We start from the raw sequence: 16169 nt of genomic DNA, 5'->3' as shown, positions 1-16169 counted from the left end.
ACGGCCCGGCAGATCGCCGCGCTGGCCGGCCTCGCCCCGTTCGTGCGCGAGTCCGGCAAGTGGAAGGGCCGCGCCATGGTGGCCGGCGGGCGCAAGAGCGTGCGCACGGCGCTGTTCCTGGCGGCACTGACTGCCTGCCGGCACAACCCGGTGCTCAAGCTGTTCCGCGACCGGCTGGTCGCTGCCGGCAAGCCCAAGATCGTCGCCGTCGTCGCCGTCGCCCGAAAGCTCCTCACCATCCTCAACGCCATGATCCGGGATCAGAAACCATGGCAAACCGCTTGACGCCCAACACAGTCGCTGAGGTGCTTGCGCGCAGCGCAAGCCTCGAAGGAGCCCCCCAGCCGGTCGCGCGATCCCTGGAGGGCTCCTTCGAGGCTCGCTGCGCTCGCGCCTCAGGATGAGGGAGTTGGGTTGGAGAGAGGTGCGATCGGGCCAGTCGCCGTCCTGAGCCGCATCGCAAAATCCGAACGACCGCGCCATCACCGCCCCCCCCGCCTCGAACCGATCCCCAAAATCGACCGACGACCGGACCCGTTCCGAGCGCCCGCGACGCCCCCGCGCGCACTGACGCAGCCCCCTCCAATCGATGCGGGCAGCCCGCCCCGACCCTTGCGCATGCCCCTGCGATCCCGCATATACGGAGAAACAAAACAGGAACAAAGAGAGTCGCCGTAGAAAGCTGTGGATGACGCAGCTGCCTCTCACCGGAACGAGCCCCGCATGCGAACCGCCGACAAGCAGATCGCCGACATCCTGGTGCGCTACGGGGAGCCCTTCGGGGGCAACGTCTGGCGCGTGCAGGGCACGGCCGTGATCTACCACAAGACCCTGGAGCGCATCGCCGCGCAGGCCGGGATCGTGTTCGACCCGCCGGCCATCATCCGGGCCGAGCGCGACGAGGCCGTGCTGCTGGTCACCGGGCGCCTGCCCGGGGCGAAGGCGGGCGCCAAGCCGGCCGCCGACCGGATCGAGTGGTCGATGGGCGAGGCTTTGGTCAACGTGAACTATCGCGTCTCGGGGAAGCAGGCGGCCTACGTTTACGCCATGGCCGAGAAGCGCGGGAAGGACCGCGTCATCCTCAAGCTGATCGAGCTGCACGGCCTGGTCTATTCCGAGGAGGAGGCCGACGAGTTCCGCGCGCATCTGCCCACCGTCCGGGCGGTGGACGAGGATTTCGAGGAGGCCCAGCCCTTCGACGAGGTCACCGAGGCCGAGGGCGACCTCAAGCGCCGGATCGACGAGGCCGAGACCATCAATGCGGTCACCGACCTGATGCTCGACGGCGCCACCCAGGCGATCCTGGCGGCGATGCCGCCCGGCACCCGGGACGAGGTCCGCGACTACGCCAAGGCGCGCCTCGTGGCGCTCGGCTGGCCGAAGCGCACCGGCCGACGCAGCGCCGCCTGAACCCCCACACCATCCCCCAACCGCAGGAGACCGCCATGCATCGCGCGACGAGCCGCCGTACCCTGAAGGCCCGCCGGGACCAGCACCGGAACTGGAGCATCGAGACCCTGTCGTACAGCCCGACCCGGATCGTGCGGCTGGGCGACGAGAAGGTCGCGATCCTGTTCCCGCCCGTGGAGCCGGGGGCCGAGTGGCAGCTCTACCCGCATCCCGACACCTTCCCGGGGCTCAATTTCGACGGGCTGCCCGAGCCCCTGCGTCCGGAATTTCTGGGGTTTTCGGACCTGCCCGCGGTCGAGCGGTTCTTGGGGATTCACGACGTGGCGCCGACCGCACTCGCAGCCTGATCAGGCTGACGGCCAGGGGGCGCCCCGGTGGAGCGCCTCCGCCTCCGGGGTGAAGATTTTCGGGTCTGGGCCGTGCAACACCAGGGGGGGCAATAGGCTCAGTGCCGCTCGGCTGCCCCTTGTCGCGGCGATCAGCACCCGGATCGCCGGAGCCTCGGCCCTGGCCTGGACCGGACGGACCGCGATCCCGCCGTAGCGGCCCTTGAGGGCGTCGAGGCAGGCCGGCAGGGCGTCGGCCCGGTGGATCAGCCCGAGCCGGCCTCCCGGCCGCAGGATCGCCGTGCAGGCGCGGATCCAGAGATCCAGTCCATCCTCGGGAAACGTGTGCGCCGTCGCCTTGCCGGCATGCGGCGAGGGGCGGTGGCGGCCCGCGGTGAAGAACGGCGGATTGGTCAGGACGAGGTCGAAGCTGTCGGGCTCCAGCCCGGCGGCGCGGCGCTCGGCCCCAGAGGCCAGCACGTCGGCCTCGATCACCGAAGCGTCGATGCCGTTCAGCGCGGCGTTGGCGCGGGCCAGCGCCGCCAGTTCCGGATCGCGCTCCACCAGGGTCGGGCGGGTGCCGGGGTGGAGCGCTGCACAAGCGAGGCCCACTGCGCCGGTGCCGGCGCCGACATCGCAGAGCCGATCCCCCGGCGCCGGCGCCAACAGCCGGGCGAGCAGCACGGCGTCAGTGCCGGCCCGGTGCGCCCCCCGGGGCGGCTGGTGCAGGCGCAGGATCCCGCCCAGAAACGCGTCCGGTTCCGGGCTCACGGGTCGCGCAACTCGTGGGCGAGCCCGGCATCCTTCAGCAACCGGCGGGCCTGGGGCGCCCAATCCCCCGGCACCATCAGGCGCTGACCGAACGCCCCGATCGAGCCCTCCATCACGCTCATATGGGTGTCAGCCACCAGGACCGGGATCTCGGCCGCCTCGAGCACCGAGCGGGCGAAGCCGATCAGCACCGGATCATTCGCAGAAATCAGGACGATCATCGGGTTTCTTCGAAGAGTTCACGGGTCACCGGCGCATTCGTCGCGTGCTCTGCGCGTTCTGTTCGCACCATATCTCACCCGCGCCGATGTTGCGGCGCCGCGAGGCGCGTGCGAAGGGATCGCCGCCCCGAGCGGGGGAACCGGACTGGAGGTCGCGGATCTTGGGTATGGCCCTCTCCATCGAGAATCCGAAGCCCGAGGCCGAGGCGGGGCTCAACGACCTCGTCGCGCTGGTGGCGGACGGCATGGCGCGGGTCAACACCACGATCCTGTCGCGCACCGGCTCCGACGTGGCGATGATCCCGGAGGTGGCCAACCACCTGATCGCGTCCGGCGGCAAGCGCCTGCGCCCGATCCTGACCCTCGCCTGCGCCAAGCTCTGCGGCTACGCCGGTGAGGGCGACGTGAAGCTCGCCGCCAGCGTCGAGTTCATGCACACCGCGACCCTGCTGCACGACGATGTGGTCGACGAGAGCGACATGCGCCGCGGCCGCGTCGCCGCCCGGATCAAGTGGGGCAACGAGGCCTCGGTGCTGGTGGGCGACTTTTTGCTCGGCCAAGCCTTCCGGATGATGGTCGAGGTCGGCTCCCTGCGGGCGCTCGACATCCTGTCCGCCGCCGCCACGGTGATCGCCGAGGGCGAGGTGATGCAGCTCACCAACGCCAAGAACCTGGAGACCGACGAGGCCGCCTATCTCGCGGTGATCCGCGGCAAGACCGCCGAGCTGTTCGCCGCCGCCTGCGAGGTCGGCCCGGTGCTGGCCGGCCGGCCCGAGGCCGAGCACGCAGCCGCCCGCGCCTACGGAATGAATCTCGGCATCGCCTTCCAGCTGATCGACGACGTGCTCGATTACGGCGGCACCTCGGCCGAGCTCGGCAAGAATGTCGGCGACGATTTCCGTGAGGGCAAGATCACCCTGCCGATCGTCCTGGCGTACCGGCGGGCGAGCGAGGGCGAGCGCGGCTTCTGGCGGCGGACCCTGCAGCAGGGCGAGATCGGCGAGGACGATCTCGGCACCGCCCTCGACCTGCTCCAGCGCCACGGCGCCCTGGAGGAGACGGTGGCCCGCGCCCACCATTACGGCGCCCAAGCCCGCGCCGCCCTCGACATCTTCCCGGATGGCCCGGTGAAGACCGCGCTCAACGGCGCCGTGGACTTCTGCGTCGCCCGGGCGCGCTGAACCGGTCCGTCAGGCGGCCGCCCGCAGAGGCCCGGCGGCCCGCGTCGTGAAGCTGCGCCGGTAGGCCGTGGGCGTCACGCCGACGAGGCTGCGGAAATGGCTCCGCAGGGTCGGCGCCGCGCCGAATCCCACCAGCCGGGCGATCTCGTCCACCGGGCGGGTGGTCTCTTCGAGCATCGCCCGCGCCTCCGTTACCCGCTCGGCGATGAGCCACGTTCCGGGGGCCAGGCCGGTGGCGGCCCGGACATGCCGGTGCAGGCTCCGCAGGCTGAGCCCGGCCTCACTCGCCATGCGCTCCACCGTCCAGGCCGCGCCGAGGTTTTCGCGCACGCGATCGAACAGGAGCCCGAGCTTGGCGCCGGCCCGCTTCGGCACCGGCCGCTGCACGAACTGCGCCTGGCCGCCGTCCCGGTGGGCGTGGACCACCATGCGCCGGGCCACCCGGTTGGCGACCCGCGCGCCGAAATCCGTCCGCACCACGTGGAGGCACAGGTCGAGCCCGGCCGCGCTCCCGGCCGATGTCAGGATCGAGCCTTCGTCGACATACAGCACGTCGGCCGCGACCCGCACACCCGGGTAGGCCGCGAGCCGGTCGGTGAAATGCCAATGGGTCGTCGCCCTGCGGCCCGCCAGAAGCCCGGCCTCGGCCAGCACGAAGGCGCCGGCGCAGATCGAGACGAGGCGGGTGCCCCGGAGATGCGCCCGTCTCAGCGCGTCGAGCAAGGCGGGCGGGATCGCGCCCGTAGGGCCGCGCCAGCCCGGGATGACGATCGTCCCCGCCGTGTCGAGCAATTCGAGGCCGCCATCGGCCCGCACCACCACCCCGCCGGTGCCGCGCAACGGTCCCGGTTCAGCCGCAGCGATGGCGCAGCGGTACCAGCGTGCCCCGAATTCCGGCCGGGGCAGGGCAAAGATCTCGACCGCGCAGCCGTACTCGAAGGTGCAGAGGCCGTCATAGGCCAGGATGACGACGGTGGGCTGGGGCGATTTTGGCATGATCGCGTCGGTAATGGCCGATCGTGCCACTGGCAACGGCCACGCTTGCGGGAGACATTCCGCCAGCCCGCACAGAGGGATGCGGCCCACGCAAGGATGCGCCATGCGCCTGATCGGTATGCTCGATTCGCCCTATGTCCGCCGCGTCGCGATCACCATGCGGATGGCCGGCATCCCGTTCACGCACGAGCCCCTGTCGATCCTGCGCGACATCGAGGCGTTCCGCGCCACCAACCCGGTGATCAAGGCGCCGACCCTGATCACCGAGGCCGGGATCGTGCTGATGGATTCGACGCTGATCCTGGCGCATCTGGCCGAGCTGCATCCCGAGCGCGCGCGACTGATGCCCACGGCGCCCGACGCGCATGCCCGGGCCTGCCGCATCCTTGGCCTCGCCCTGGCGGCCGCGGACAAGACCGTGCAGCTCGCCTATGAGCGCAACTTGCGGCCCGAGGAGAAGCAGTACGCGCCCTGGCTCGATCGGATCCACGGCCAGCTGTCGACCGCCTATGCGGAGCTGGAACGGGAGGTCGGGGGGCAGGAGCCGTGGCTGTTCGGGCCGGCGCCGCTCCAGCCGGACATCACCGCCGCCGTGGTCTGCCGGTTCACGCGGAGTATCCAGGGTGATGCGGTCTCGGAGGCCGAGCATCCGAACCTCGCCGCCCTCTGCGCCCGAGCCGAAGCGCTGCCGGCCTTCCAGGCCTGTCCGTTCCGGTAGCTGCGGGCGGCCTCAGGGCTCCTTCGTGGAGAGCCACCAATCGCCGCCATCGTACCAGCAGCTCGCATCGGGCGGTCCGTCGAAGCGGATCGCGCGCACCGCTGCGAGCTGCCCCTGCGCGAAGGCCTTGGCCAAGCCGCCGCTTCCGTCCTCGGCCAGGCCCTGGAGGGGGATGAAGATCGACGGTGAGACGAACCGGGCCGGCCATGCGCTGGCACCCGCGCCCCGGCGGATCAGCAGCATGCCGCCCCGGCCCTTCTCCGGCTGGAGCGGGAACAGCAGCCGTCCCTCCGGCCGCAGGGCGTCGAGCCAGGCCCGGGCCGGGCGCGGCGCGCCGGCATTGACGTAGATCGCGTCTGCCGTCGGCAGCCCCTCCGCCGCGCCGGAGCGCGCCTCGACGCGCGCCCAGGGCCAGGGCACGAGGTTGTGTGCCGTCCGCTCGGCGAGGCCGGGATCGATCTCGCGGCCGTGAACCTGGCCGTCCGGCCCAACCAGGTGGGCGAGCAGCGCCGTATAGTACCCGCTGCCGGTGCCGACCTGGATCACCGTCTCGCCGGGCTGCGGCGCCAGCGCGTCGAGGCAGAGGGCGTGCAGGCTCGGCTGGCCGATATTGATGCCGCGGGCGGCGTCGATGGCGATGAGCACATCCTGATAGAGGAAGGCCGTATCGTCGTCCGGGGTGGTCACGTAGAGAGGCCCGCGGTCCTGCGACCGCCAGACATGAGAGGCCAGGATCGACCAGGGACCGGGGCCGGCGAAGGGCTCCCGCGGCACCGCCACGAAGGCCGCCTCGATGCACGGGTCGGCCGCGTTGGGGGTCGCCACGAGGGATGCGTAGAAGCTCCTAAGCTTGGCGCTGCGCGCGTCCGAATCGTCTTGATCCGCCATACCGTGACCCCCGAGACAAACAAATCAGCAGTACCAATCCGCGTCAAGACGCCGCAGGCGTGAGGGCACCCGCCAGAGCCGGCGCGAGGCCGCGCAATTCTTCCAGATGGGCGGCGGTCAGGGTCCGCAGCAGCGCTTCGGCCCTGGGCGTGAGTGCGAGTTCGCTGCGCCGGCGATCCTCCGTGGACCGGACCTTGGTCAGCAGGCCGGCCTCCACCATCCGGGCGACCAGCTCGGCGGCGCTGTGCGGCGCGATCAGGAGTTGCTCAGCGAGCAGGCCCACCGTCGGCGGGGCGCGGCCGGCATGGCCAGCCAGGGCCAGGAGCGCCTGGTGCTGCTGCGGTGGGATACCCGCCCGGGCCGCGGCCACCTCGCTGAAAGCCAGGAAGCGCCGCAGCCGATACCGGAACTCGGCCAGCGCCGCGTATTGCTCCGGTGAGAGCGGTTCGGCCTCAGGCTCGTCGGCACTCATGCTGGCCTCCCTGTTACGGATCCCGGGCTTCGTGACCGCCTCCCACGGTGATTCATAGGGTCGGGCCGACGCTGCCGCACCAGGCGCTCCTGTCGTTGCGTCGTTGAATATATCGTATCACGATATAAATGATATGGAGCGGAGGGCGGACTTCATGGACGGCGAACCAGAGATCGGGCGCGGCGGCGAGACGCCGTTGCGGCGGGCGCTCGGCGATTTCAGCGCGGACCGGCGGGTGCTGATGCTGGCCGGGCTGGCGGTGATCACCGGTACGGCCGCCTCCGGCACCGCCTGGATCCTGCTGGCGCTGATCGGCCTCGTCACCAACGCCGTCTGGTACGGCCGTTTCGATACCGCCCTGACCTCCCTGGCCGGCGCCGCGCCAGGACCCTGGATGATCGCGATCCCGGTGCTCGGCGCCCTGATCGTCGGCGCCATGGCCCGCTATGGGTCCGAGAAAATCCGCGGCCACGGCATTCCCGAGGCCATGGAGGCGATCTTGATCGGCGGCAGCCGGATGTCGCCGAAGGTGGCCGTGCTCAAGCCGCTCTCCTCGGCGGTGGCGATCGGCACCGGCGGACCGTTCGGCGCCGAGGGGCCGATCATCGTCACCGGCGGTGCGGTGGGTTCGCTGTTCGCGCAGTTCTTCCATCTGAGCGCGGCCGAGCGGAAGACGCTGCTGGTGGCGGGCGCCGCCGCCGGCATGACAGCGATCTTCGGGACGCCGGTGGCGGCCGTGCTACTCGCCGTCGAAGTGCTGCTGTTCGAGTGGCGGCCGCGCAGCCTCGTGCCGGTGGCGGTTGGGGCGGTGACGGCGGCGTGCTGGCGCCCGGCCCTGTTCGAAGCCGGACCGCTCTTTCCCTTCACCGACAACCCGGCTTTGCCGTGGTGGGGCCTACCCGCCTGCGCCTTGCTCGGCGTCACCTGTGGGCTGATCTCGGGCGTGCTCACCCGCGCCCTCTACGCGTTGGAAGACGGGTTCGGCCGGCTGCCGATCCACTGGATGTGGTGGCCGGCCCTGGGCGCCCTCGTGGTCGGCCTCGGTGGCCTCGTGGAACCCCGGGCGCTCGGCGTCGGCTACGACGTGATCCGCGATCTCCTCGGCGGGCATCTGCTGGCGGGGGCCGTGCTGACGATCCTCGTGGTCAAGGCGGTGATCTGGCTCGCGGCCCTGTCCTCGGGCACCTCCGGGGGCGTGCTGGCGCCTCTGCTGATCCTCGGTGGCGCGATCGGTTGGCTGATCGGCCTCGTTTTGCCGGGGGCTCACGGCTTCTGGGCGCTGCTCGGCATGGCGGCGATGCTCGGCGGGACCCTGCCGGCGCCGCTGACCGGGGTGGTGTTCGCCGTCGAGGTAACCGGCGACGTCGCCGCCCTGGCGCCGCTGCTCGCCGCCACCATGGCGGCCTACGCGGTGACCGTGTTGCTGCTCAAGCGCTCGATCCTGACGGAAAAGATCGCCCGTCGCGGCCAGCACGTGACCCGGGAATACGGCATCGACCCTTATGACCTCGCCCGGGTCGAGGCGGTGATGACCCGCGATGTCGCGACCCTCAGCGGAGACCTGCCGCTCGCCGAAGCCCTCGCCGCGATCACCTCGGGCGACCACCACGCCTATCCGGTGCTTGACGGCGCCCGCCGGCCGGTGGGGCTGGTCACGCGCAACGATGCGCTCCGCTGGACGGTGGAGATCGAGGAGGACGACAGGGCTGTCGGCATACTTGCCGAGCGCGTCTCGGATGCCGGCCTCGCAGTCGTGCATCCGGGCGATGTGGTCTCACACGCCCTCGACGTGATGCTCTCGGCCGGACAGGGGCGCCTGCCCGTCACCGATCCGGAGAGCGGCGTGCTGGTCGGGCTCCTCACCCGCAAGGATCTGCTGCAGGTGCGCGCCACGACGGTCCGCGCCGAGGCCGAGCGTCGGGCCTACTTCCGCCGGGGCCGGGCGCGGACGGGTGCGATCGGGGGCTGACGGGAGCTGTCCCTTAAGATCAGCGTAGGAAAGTCGGCGCCACCCACCAGCCCGGATGGGCGCCCCGCAGGGCCGCGGCGGCGCGCACCGCCGCGCGCCGATCGGTGAACAGGGCGAAGACCGTCGCCCCCGAGCCCGACATCCGCGCCAGGCGGCAACCGGCCTGCTTCCGCAGAGCCGCTAGGGCTTCGCCGATCACCGGCGCGACCGTGAGGGCCGGCGCCTCCAGGTCGTTCCGGGCCGGGCCGAGCGCCGCCACGAGGGCGTCGGCGCCAAGCCGCTCGGCGATGGTGGGGTGGGCCGCGCCGTCGAGCCGCTGTCCGACCGTCAGGCCCAACGCCTTGAACACCGGGGCGGTCGGCACCGGCACGCCGGGATTGATCAGTACCGCCGGCAGCGGCGCGAGGCCGAGCACCGGGCCGATCTCCTCACCGGCGCCGCGCATCATCCGCGCCCGCGGATCGAGGCAGACCGGCACGTCGGCCCCGGTCTCGCGGGCGGCGGCGATCAGGGCCGGGTGATCGAGGGGCAGGCCGTTGAGGCACGCGAGCAGCCGCAGGGCCGCGGCGGCGTCCGACGAGCCCCCGCCGATCCCGGCGGCGACCGGCAGGCGCTTGACCAGATGGAAGCCGCCCATCCGCAGGGACGGCACCCGCGCCGCCAGCCCGCGGGCCGCGCGCAGGACGAGGTTGTCCTGCGTCGGGCCGGCCGGACCGGCGGTCGGGCCGCTGACGGTGAGGCCGAGCGGTGCGTCGGGGTCCAGGGTCAGCCGGTCGGCCGTGCCCGCGAAGGCGACCAAGCTCTCCAGCTCATGGTAGCCGTCACCGGCGCGCCGCCCGAGGACGTGGAGCGTCAGATTGACTTTGGCGGGGGCGCGGTCGGCGAGCAGGGGCACGGTGTCTCGAACGGGTCGGCGTGATCGGGCCTGACGCTCTACAGATTCACGGGCGCGGTGTCCTGCCAGATATCTGGTGACGGCCGCCTCTGAGGCGGTCGTTAAGGCATGGTCATCGGAGCGCCATTACGTGGCGGATCGGGTCGCATCGTCCACCCAGTTCTCGATCGCGAGCGCAGGCTTGAGCCGATCGAACTCCCGCGTGTTGTTGGTGACAAGAGTGACAGCGAGCGCTTTTGCATGCGCAGCGATCCAAAGATCGTTGTTGCCGATGATCGAGCCGGCCTTCTGCAGCTTGGCGCGAAACGCTGCATAATGCGCCGTGGCAGCCTCGTCCAAGGCGATCACCGGGATCATCTCCACCAGCCTGGCAAAGGCTTGTAACGCAGCATCGAAGCCGGACGTACCGCGGATTTTTTCCAGTCCGAACAGCAGTTCGCCATGGGTGATGGGGGACATGACCACGTCTCCCGGCAGAAGACCGCGGAACCGTTCGAGCACCTGTGGTGGCCGCGCGCGGCGAATGTAGATGCAGATGTTGGTATCGAGCATGTAGCGCGGCTTCATAGGCCTTCGCGATCCTGCGGCGGTCCGTCCTCACGCACGAGCTCATCGATCGGAAGCTCCGTGAGAAGCGCGAAGGCGGCAGACAGATCGTGCTGCTGAATCTCGCGCAGCACGATTTCATCGCCTCTTCGAAGGATCTCGATCTCTGGTCCCCGAAGACGAAAGCCCGCCGGCAATCGCACCGCTTGGCTGTTGCCGGACTGAAAGACCCGCGTCCTCGTCATCTGAGCCCCCATGTATATACGCGAGAGTATATACAAAATCGGCAAGCTGTCGATGGCGTTCCTGCCTCCTCCGCCGTCGAGATCACCCCAGATCCCCATGCGACTGGTAGGGCAGAGCATCGCCTACCCGAACCGCGCGCAGATCCTCGGCCAGTTCCGCCAACCCGTCGCTGGCCGACAGGCCCGACAGGGCACCCCCGGGGGCCGGCACCGCCTCGGGCAGGCCGTCGGCGCCGATGCGCAGGCAGACACGCAGGTATTCCCGGCGGCCGGGACGCTTCTCCCGGGCGAAGCCGCTGCGCACCGTCAGCGTCGGCGTGTCGTCACGCGCGCCCGAGAGGTGCAGGACGAGGGGGCGGAGCACCGCCAGGGCGGTCACGTAGGCGGCGGCCGGGTTGCCCGGCAGGCCGGCGAAGGGGGTTCCCGCCACCTGGCCCAGGGCCACCGGCCGGCCGGGCTTGATCGCCAAGCGCCAGAAGGTCAGCGCGCCTGAGGCCTCTACGGCGTTGCGGACGTGATCCTCCTCGCCCACCGAGACCCCTCCGGAGGTCAGGATCAGGTCGTGCGCGGCGGCGGCGGCCTCAAGGCGTTCCTTCAGCGGGCCGGGCGCGTCCCGCAGGATGCCGAGATCGACGGGTTCGGCCCCGAGGCGCCGCAGCAGGGCGGCCAGCATCGGCCGGTTGGCGTCGTGGATGCCGGCGGGCGGCAGGGGCTGGCCGGGCGGGGTCAGCTCGTCGCCGGTGGAAAACAAGGCCACCCTGAGGGGCACGCGCAGGCGCAATGCGGGCAGGCCGAGCGCAGCGGCGAGCGCAAGGTGGCGCGGTCCCAGGGGGGTGCCAGCCGGGATCGCGCGGCTGCCGCGCGCCACGTCCTCCCCGGCCCGGCGGCGATTGGAGCCCAGGGCGAGGCCGGCCGGCAGGATGACGGTCTCGCCATCGATCCGGACATCCTCCTGCATCGCCACCGTGTCGGTCCCCGGCGACATCGGCGCGCCGGTGAAGATCCGCACCGCGAAGCCCGGCCCGGGATCGGCGGCCGCGTGACCGGCCGGGACGCGACCGCCGAGCGGCAGGCAGGTCTCACCCGTGGGTGCGAGATCGCCGGCCCGCACGGCGTAGCCGTCGACCGCCGCGTTATCAAAGGGCGGCAGGTCGATCGGGGCGATCAGGTCCTCCGCCAGGACGCGGCCGTCGGCGCGCTCGATCGGGACCGATTCGATCCCGGACAGGACCGGCAGCCGCGCACGCAGCAGCGCCACCGCGTCGGCGACCCGCATCGGCGCGGGCGCCACGTCGAAGCAGTCGCGGCTCAGGCGTCCCATCGTGACGCGATGGCAGTCTTGGACAGGACGGTCTTGGACATGGAGCGGGTCGGCACGGGTGCCTCGCGGGGCTGTGGCCTGCCGGCTTGCGGCATCGCGGCTGAGCGATCAAGCCCGGACCGTGGCGGCGATGCGGGTGATCCTCTACGCTCGCCCCATCATGCCGCATGTCGAAGCGATTCCCTGTCAACGCCACCTGTTCGAGGTGCCGGCGGATGTCAGCTACCTGGACGCCGCCGCCTGGTCGCCGCTGCCCCGTGCGGTCCGGGCGGCCGGCGAGGTCGGCATCCTGATGAAGAGCCAGCCCTGGATCTATCCCCGAACAGCGATCCCGGCGCTCGCCGAGCGCACCCGCGCGGCCGCGGCCGGGCTAATCGGGGCCGGCGCCGACGACGTCGCGATCGTGGGCTCCGTCAGCCAAGCCATGGCGATCGCGGCGCGCAACCTCGCCCCCGCGCCGGGCGGGCGCCTGCTGCGAGTGGAGGACGAGTTCCCGTCCCTGCGTTACGCCTTCGACCGGTTGGCGACCGCCCACGATCTCGCCGTCGAGGAGGTCGCCCGGCCGGCGGACGGCGACTGGACCACCGCCCTGCTGGAGGCGATCCGGCGCCCCGGCGCGCCGCCCCTCGCCATCGCGACTCTGACGCCCCTGCACTGGACCGATGGCGGCCTGATCGATCTCGACCGGCTCGCCCCGGCGGTACACGAAGCCGGCGCCGCTCTGGTGATCGACGCGACGCAGGCCGTCGGCGCGATGCCGGTGGACGTGGCCTGCTGGCGGCCCGATTTCCTCGCCTTCCCGACTTACAAATGGGCGCTCGGCCCCTACGGCGTCGCGTTCCTGTACGCCGCGCCCCAGCGGCAGGTGGGAATACCGCTCGAGGTGCATACCGGGAACCGCGAACCGGTGATCGGGGCCCGGCGCTACGATCGGGGCGAGCTGAACGATCCCGTGTCTTTGTCGATGGCCGCGACCGGCCTGGAGCTGATCGCCGAACTGGGCGTCTCGTCCATCGCGGCGCGGCTGCGCGGGCTCACCGACCGGCTGGCCGAGGGCGTCGCGGCGCTGGGCCTTGCGGTGACGCCGCGCCATCTGTGCGCCGGCCACATCTTCGGGGCGCGCGCGCCCGGTGGTCTGCCCAAGCGCCTAGTGGATCGCTTGCAGGCGGCAAACGTATTCGCGAGCGAACGGTCGGGCGCACTGCGCCTGAGCCCCCATGTCTGGGCCGACGAGGACGATATCGCGCGCTGTCTCGCCGCACTCGAACGCGTGCTCAGTGACGCGGGCGGATATCGAACGGAAGCACACGATCGATAGTTTCCGTCTGTCCGCCGGGCGAATGCGGATGGCGCGGCGCGCACCGCTCCTAGATCACCGATCCGAAGCGCGGCCGTCGTCCCGGGGACGCGGCCACCCACATCATGTTGCCGAGATTCATGCCGCGTTCCGGTGAGACCCTTCCCATGCCGGCCCGCGGCTCGCGTTTGGCCGCAACGGTTCGCGCCGGTCTGTCCGGACGCTTCGCGGTGATCCTGTCCGGCGAGCTGATCCAGAGCCTGTTCCACTTCGCGCTGAATATCCTGCTGGTGCGTGAGCTCGGGGCGCACGATTATGGTCTGTTCGCGATCGTGTTCACGGTCGGCGCGGTCGGCATCACCTATATCCGCGCTCTGGTGGCGGTGCCGGCGACGCTCCACCTCGCTCGGAGCCTCGGCCGACCGGCGGCTCTCGGCTACGATGTGATGTTCGGCTCGGGCGCGGCCCTGGTCTCCGTGCTGATGGCGCTCGTCACCAGCGTGGCGCTCGTGCCGGTGATCGGCCTCGGCGCCCTGGCCGCCGGGGCCTTCGTGGGCCTCTACGGCTTTCGCAGCTACCTGCGGATCGTGCTGCTCGCCCGCGGACGGCCGCGGATCGCGGGCCTGAGCGACCTCGTCTACGCGCTCTGCGGTGGCATGTTCGTCTGGCGCGGGCTGAGCGGCGAGGGCACGGCTCTGCTCGACCGGGCGTTCCTGGCCATCGCCCTGGCGCATGCGATCGCCATCGCGGTGGCCTACGGGGCGCTGCGCCAGCGCCTGCGGATCGCGCTCCATCCCCGGGCGCGGGCGCGCTATCGGGCGATCTGGCGGACCCTGGCCTGGTCGCTCGCGGGCGTCACCAGCCTGACCGTACAGGGCCAGGGCCTGACGCTCCTGTTCGCCCTCCTGGCCGGGCCGGCCGCCTACGCGCCGATCGCCGCGACGTTGGTGCTCTATGCGCCGCTGCGCATCCCCACGAGCGCGCTGATGAACATGGTCCTGCCGGAGATCAGCGGCCTGCTCGCCGCTGGGCAGGTCCAGGCGGCCCGGAAACTCGTGGTGCGCCACGTCCTGCTGATCGGCTGCGCCTGCGTCGTCTACGGCCTGGTGATGGCCGCGACCCTGCCGCTGATCGAGCAGGTGCTGTTCAAGGGGCGCTTCGCCGGCGAGGCCATGGGCTGGATCGGGCTGGGCGTCTGGGCCGTCGTGACGACCTCGCTGCTCTATGCGATCCCGCGCGCCTATCTCGAAGCCTCCGCGGCCTTCCGGACGATCACCGCCGGGGCGGTGGCGAGCGCCGCCCTGGGCTTCGCCCTCATGGTGCCGCTCCTCCTTCTGCTGCCGCCGGCCAGTGCGCTGCTCGGGCTTCTGGCATCCGAGATCGCGACGCTCGTGTGGTCGGTGGCGGCGTTTCGGGTGTTATCGCGGGGCAGGCGGGTCGATGATGCTGACAGTTCAGCTTAATTGTTTCCGACGTGTTTCTGAAAGCCGAACCACTGATCTTGCAAGCCAAAAATCTTGAGAAATGCAAGATCTTTATGTGAGCAGCTCATTTTTTCAAGATCAAATAGATGGTTTTTGCATAGGCTGTCGAGGTTTTCGAGAAATATTCCCAACGCACCCCTGCCGCAGGCGTTTGATTGCCGCAATTGTATTATCTCGATTTGTCTCGATCTCCATAATCATCGCTGCAATAGAGTTCTAATTGCGTTTCGCGATATTGATCTTGCAATAATCGCATGTGAAAACAAGTACGCATCGGAGGAGACTTGGGCTGCTTTTTTGGTTGATTGACGCCGTTTTATATGTATGTAGCTTTCTACTAATCGACTTGTAAATTTCGGCACCCGTATGTGTCGGGTGTCGAGGGACCATAGTCGAAGATATCAGCTAAGGCTTCTGCTTTGTTGATAGGGGAATTTTTAGGACTATGATTTATATTAATAAAGTTGAAACCGAAATGATTATGAGTCTGATGAGGCGTTTGGGACGGCGGCCATCAGGGCAGGAAATTTACGCGCATGCGGGAGAACTTTTTCAGAAGCATGGCACGAATGGTTATTCCGGCCAAATGTTGCAAGTCATTATGCGTATGAGCATTAAGTCAAATCCTTACTTGCCAAACATCTCTCACATGATCGGAAACTATGAGGATTTGACGCGACATCGAATTCGGTCAGAGATGCCGCGGCTGTTGGATTGCTTAGAGCGCTGCAATGTCAATGGGCTACCAATTCCAATAATTATATCTTGTAAAAAATATTTGCATAAAGCAAAAGATGTAGCTAAGTCGCTAAAACCTCATTATTTCGATATAGAGCCGATCATAATTATCGGCGGAAATGATTGTCGAACTGAAAATTTTCAAGATCAGATTTTGCAACTTCCTGTCAACGATGACTATGAGGGATTGCCTTATAAGATGTTTGAAGCCTATACGCTACTTAATGCCCTCGGCGCAAAGATCGGCGTTATAAAAATTGATGACGACATAAGCGTATGCAATGAAACGGCTCTTGATCTTGAGGAAGTACGAACCGCCTTCAAATTCGTAGATTATATGGGAAATATTATGGGTTACCCGCATTTCGATCGTGCCTGGCACTTTGGAAAATGCGCTTCGCCTATGCCCGCAATTTATGGCAAACCTTTTATTGCGCCATATGCCAATGGGCCATTGTATTTTCTCTCGAAAGCCGCTTTGTCAAAGCTAGCTACGCACTATTTAAAGTATCCTGGCTGTCTCGATGGCGAAATTTACGAAGATAAGATTGTAGGAGACGTACTGAACTTTTACGGTGTTCGTGCCGAGCATAATCCTCTACAGTATATTCTAAAAATCGATACAGATGCGCCAGACAGACTCGTGGGATAAATAGACTGGCCAGACAATAATAGACTATATTTGTGTTTT

General features: G+C 68.7%; 18 protein-coding genes. 9 read left to right on the top strand and 9 right to left on the bottom strand.

Annotation, left to right across the window (positions count from 1 at the left end; all coding sequences use genetic code 11):
* The 3 genes from BM228_RS20425 to BM228_RS20415 form a co-directional block, all read left to right on the top strand.
* On the top strand, window positions 1-285 hold a 285-nt coding region (locus BM228_RS20425; protein WP_139234137.1), incomplete at its 5' end, for a transposase.
* 438 nt (window positions 286-723) lie between these two features.
* Window positions 724-1410, top strand: a complete 687-nt coding sequence (locus tag BM228_RS20420) for a trna delta -isopentenylpyrophosphate transferase (RefSeq protein ID WP_092043489.1) — start codon at window positions 724-726, stop codon at window positions 1408-1410.
* Between the two features lie 35 nt (window positions 1411-1445).
* A complete protein-coding gene (locus BM228_RS20415) occupies window positions 1446-1757 on the top strand; it encodes a hypothetical protein (RefSeq protein ID WP_092043488.1) in 312 nt (103 codons plus the stop codon).
* Here the strand turns inward: BM228_RS20415 and BM228_RS20410 are convergent, their stop codons facing one another.
* Window positions 1758-2507 carry a tRNA1(Val) (adenine(37)-N6)-methyltransferase gene (locus BM228_RS20410; RefSeq protein ID WP_092043486.1) on the bottom strand — a complete coding sequence of 250 codons (750 nt, stop codon included), beginning with the start codon at window positions 2505-2507 and terminating at the stop codon, window positions 1758-1760.
* Window positions 2504-2728 (bottom strand): putative signal transducing protein, encoded by a 225-nt coding sequence (locus tag BM228_RS20405; RefSeq protein ID WP_091863063.1) that lies wholly within the window; start codon window positions 2726-2728, stop codon window positions 2504-2506. Before BM228_RS20405 ends, BM228_RS20410 begins: the two co-directional genes overlap by 4 nt.
* 167 nt (window positions 2729-2895) lie before the next feature.
* Between BM228_RS20405 and BM228_RS20400 the strand changes: the two genes are divergently transcribed.
* Window positions 2896-3909 (top strand): polyprenyl synthetase family protein, encoded by a 1014-nt coding sequence (locus tag BM228_RS20400; protein ID WP_092043484.1) that lies wholly within the window; start codon window positions 2896-2898, stop codon window positions 3907-3909.
* 9 nt (window positions 3910-3918) lie between these two features.
* On the opposite strand, the gene ftrA is transcribed toward BM228_RS20400, so the two are convergent.
* Window positions 3919-4905, bottom strand: coding sequence for a transcriptional regulator FtrA (gene ftrA, locus BM228_RS20395; RefSeq protein WP_092043483.1), 987 nt, complete (start codon window positions 4903-4905; stop codon window positions 3919-3921).
* Between the two features lie 103 nt (window positions 4906-5008).
* Between ftrA and BM228_RS20390 the strand changes: the two genes are divergently transcribed.
* Window positions 5009-5623 carry a glutathione S-transferase family protein gene (locus BM228_RS20390; protein ID WP_092043481.1) on the top strand — a complete coding sequence of 205 codons (615 nt, stop codon included), beginning with the start codon at window positions 5009-5011 and terminating at the stop codon, window positions 5621-5623.
* A gap of 12 nt (window positions 5624-5635) precedes the next feature.
* On the opposite strand, the gene BM228_RS20385 is transcribed toward BM228_RS20390, so the two are convergent.
* Window positions 5636-6511 carry a protein-L-isoaspartate O-methyltransferase family protein gene (locus tag BM228_RS20385; RefSeq protein WP_092043480.1) on the bottom strand — a complete coding sequence of 292 codons (876 nt, stop codon included), beginning with the start codon at window positions 6509-6511 and terminating at the stop codon, window positions 5636-5638.
* Window positions 6512-6554: 43 nt separating this feature from the next.
* Complete coding sequence (locus BM228_RS20380; RefSeq protein ID WP_092043478.1) at window positions 6555-6983, bottom strand: MarR family winged helix-turn-helix transcriptional regulator; 429 nt, start codon at window positions 6981-6983, stop codon at window positions 6555-6557.
* Between the two features lie 154 nt (window positions 6984-7137).
* On the opposite strand from BM228_RS20380, the gene BM228_RS20375 reads away from it, so the two are divergent.
* Window positions 7138-8952 carry a chloride channel protein gene (locus BM228_RS20375; protein ID WP_092043500.1) on the top strand — a complete coding sequence of 605 codons (1815 nt, stop codon included), beginning with the start codon at window positions 7138-7140 and terminating at the stop codon, window positions 8950-8952.
* Between the two features lie 19 nt (window positions 8953-8971).
* Here the strand turns inward: BM228_RS20375 and BM228_RS20370 are convergent, their stop codons facing one another.
* The 4 genes from BM228_RS20370 to BM228_RS20355 form a co-directional block, all read right to left on the bottom strand.
* On the bottom strand, window positions 8972-9847 hold the full coding sequence (locus BM228_RS20370) for a 4-(cytidine 5'-diphospho)-2-C-methyl-D-erythritol kinase (RefSeq protein ID WP_092043476.1): 876 nt from the start codon (window positions 9845-9847) through the stop codon (window positions 8972-8974).
* A 126-nt stretch (window positions 9848-9973) separates the two neighbouring features.
* Window positions 9974-10414 carry a type II toxin-antitoxin system VapC family toxin gene (locus tag BM228_RS20365; protein WP_092043475.1) on the bottom strand — a complete coding sequence of 147 codons (441 nt, stop codon included), beginning with the start codon at window positions 10412-10414 and terminating at the stop codon, window positions 9974-9976.
* Window positions 10411-10638, bottom strand: a complete 228-nt coding sequence (locus tag BM228_RS20360) for an antitoxin (RefSeq protein ID WP_092043498.1) — start codon at window positions 10636-10638, stop codon at window positions 10411-10413. The genes BM228_RS20365 and BM228_RS20360 overlap by 4 nt, the downstream gene beginning before the upstream one ends.
* An 82-nt stretch (window positions 10639-10720) precedes the next feature.
* A complete protein-coding gene (locus BM228_RS20355) occupies window positions 10721-11959 on the bottom strand; it encodes a molybdopterin molybdotransferase MoeA (protein WP_092043473.1) in 1239 nt (412 codons plus the stop codon).
* Between the two features lie 130 nt (window positions 11960-12089).
* On the opposite strand from BM228_RS20355, the gene BM228_RS20350 reads away from it, so the two are divergent.
* From BM228_RS20350 to BM228_RS33935, 3 genes are all read left to right on the top strand, one after another.
* Window positions 12090-13277: an aminotransferase class V-fold PLP-dependent enzyme gene (locus BM228_RS20350; RefSeq protein ID WP_244537236.1), complete on the top strand. Its 1188-nt coding sequence runs from the start codon at window positions 12090-12092 to the stop codon at window positions 13275-13277.
* A gap of 119 nt (window positions 13278-13396) precedes the next feature.
* Window positions 13397-14719: an MATE family efflux transporter gene (locus BM228_RS20345; protein WP_244537235.1), complete on the top strand. Its 1323-nt coding sequence runs from the start codon at window positions 13397-13399 to the stop codon at window positions 14717-14719.
* Between the two features lie 502 nt (window positions 14720-15221).
* The gene (locus tag BM228_RS33935; RefSeq protein WP_167367781.1) at window positions 15222-16130 is read left to right on the top strand and encodes a glycosyltransferase family protein; all 909 of its coding nucleotides are present in this window, start codon (window positions 15222-15224) and stop codon (window positions 16128-16130) included.
* Window positions 16131-16169 lie beyond the last annotated feature (39 nt).

Origin of the sequence: Methylobacterium pseudosasicola, from assembly GCF_900114535.1 — a bacterium.
Classification (GTDB): domain Bacteria; phylum Pseudomonadota; class Alphaproteobacteria; order Rhizobiales; family Beijerinckiaceae; genus Methylobacterium; species Methylobacterium pseudosasicola.
The sequence above is the reverse complement of the archived record's forward strand: the minus strand, read 5'-3'. Positions and strand labels throughout refer to the sequence as shown.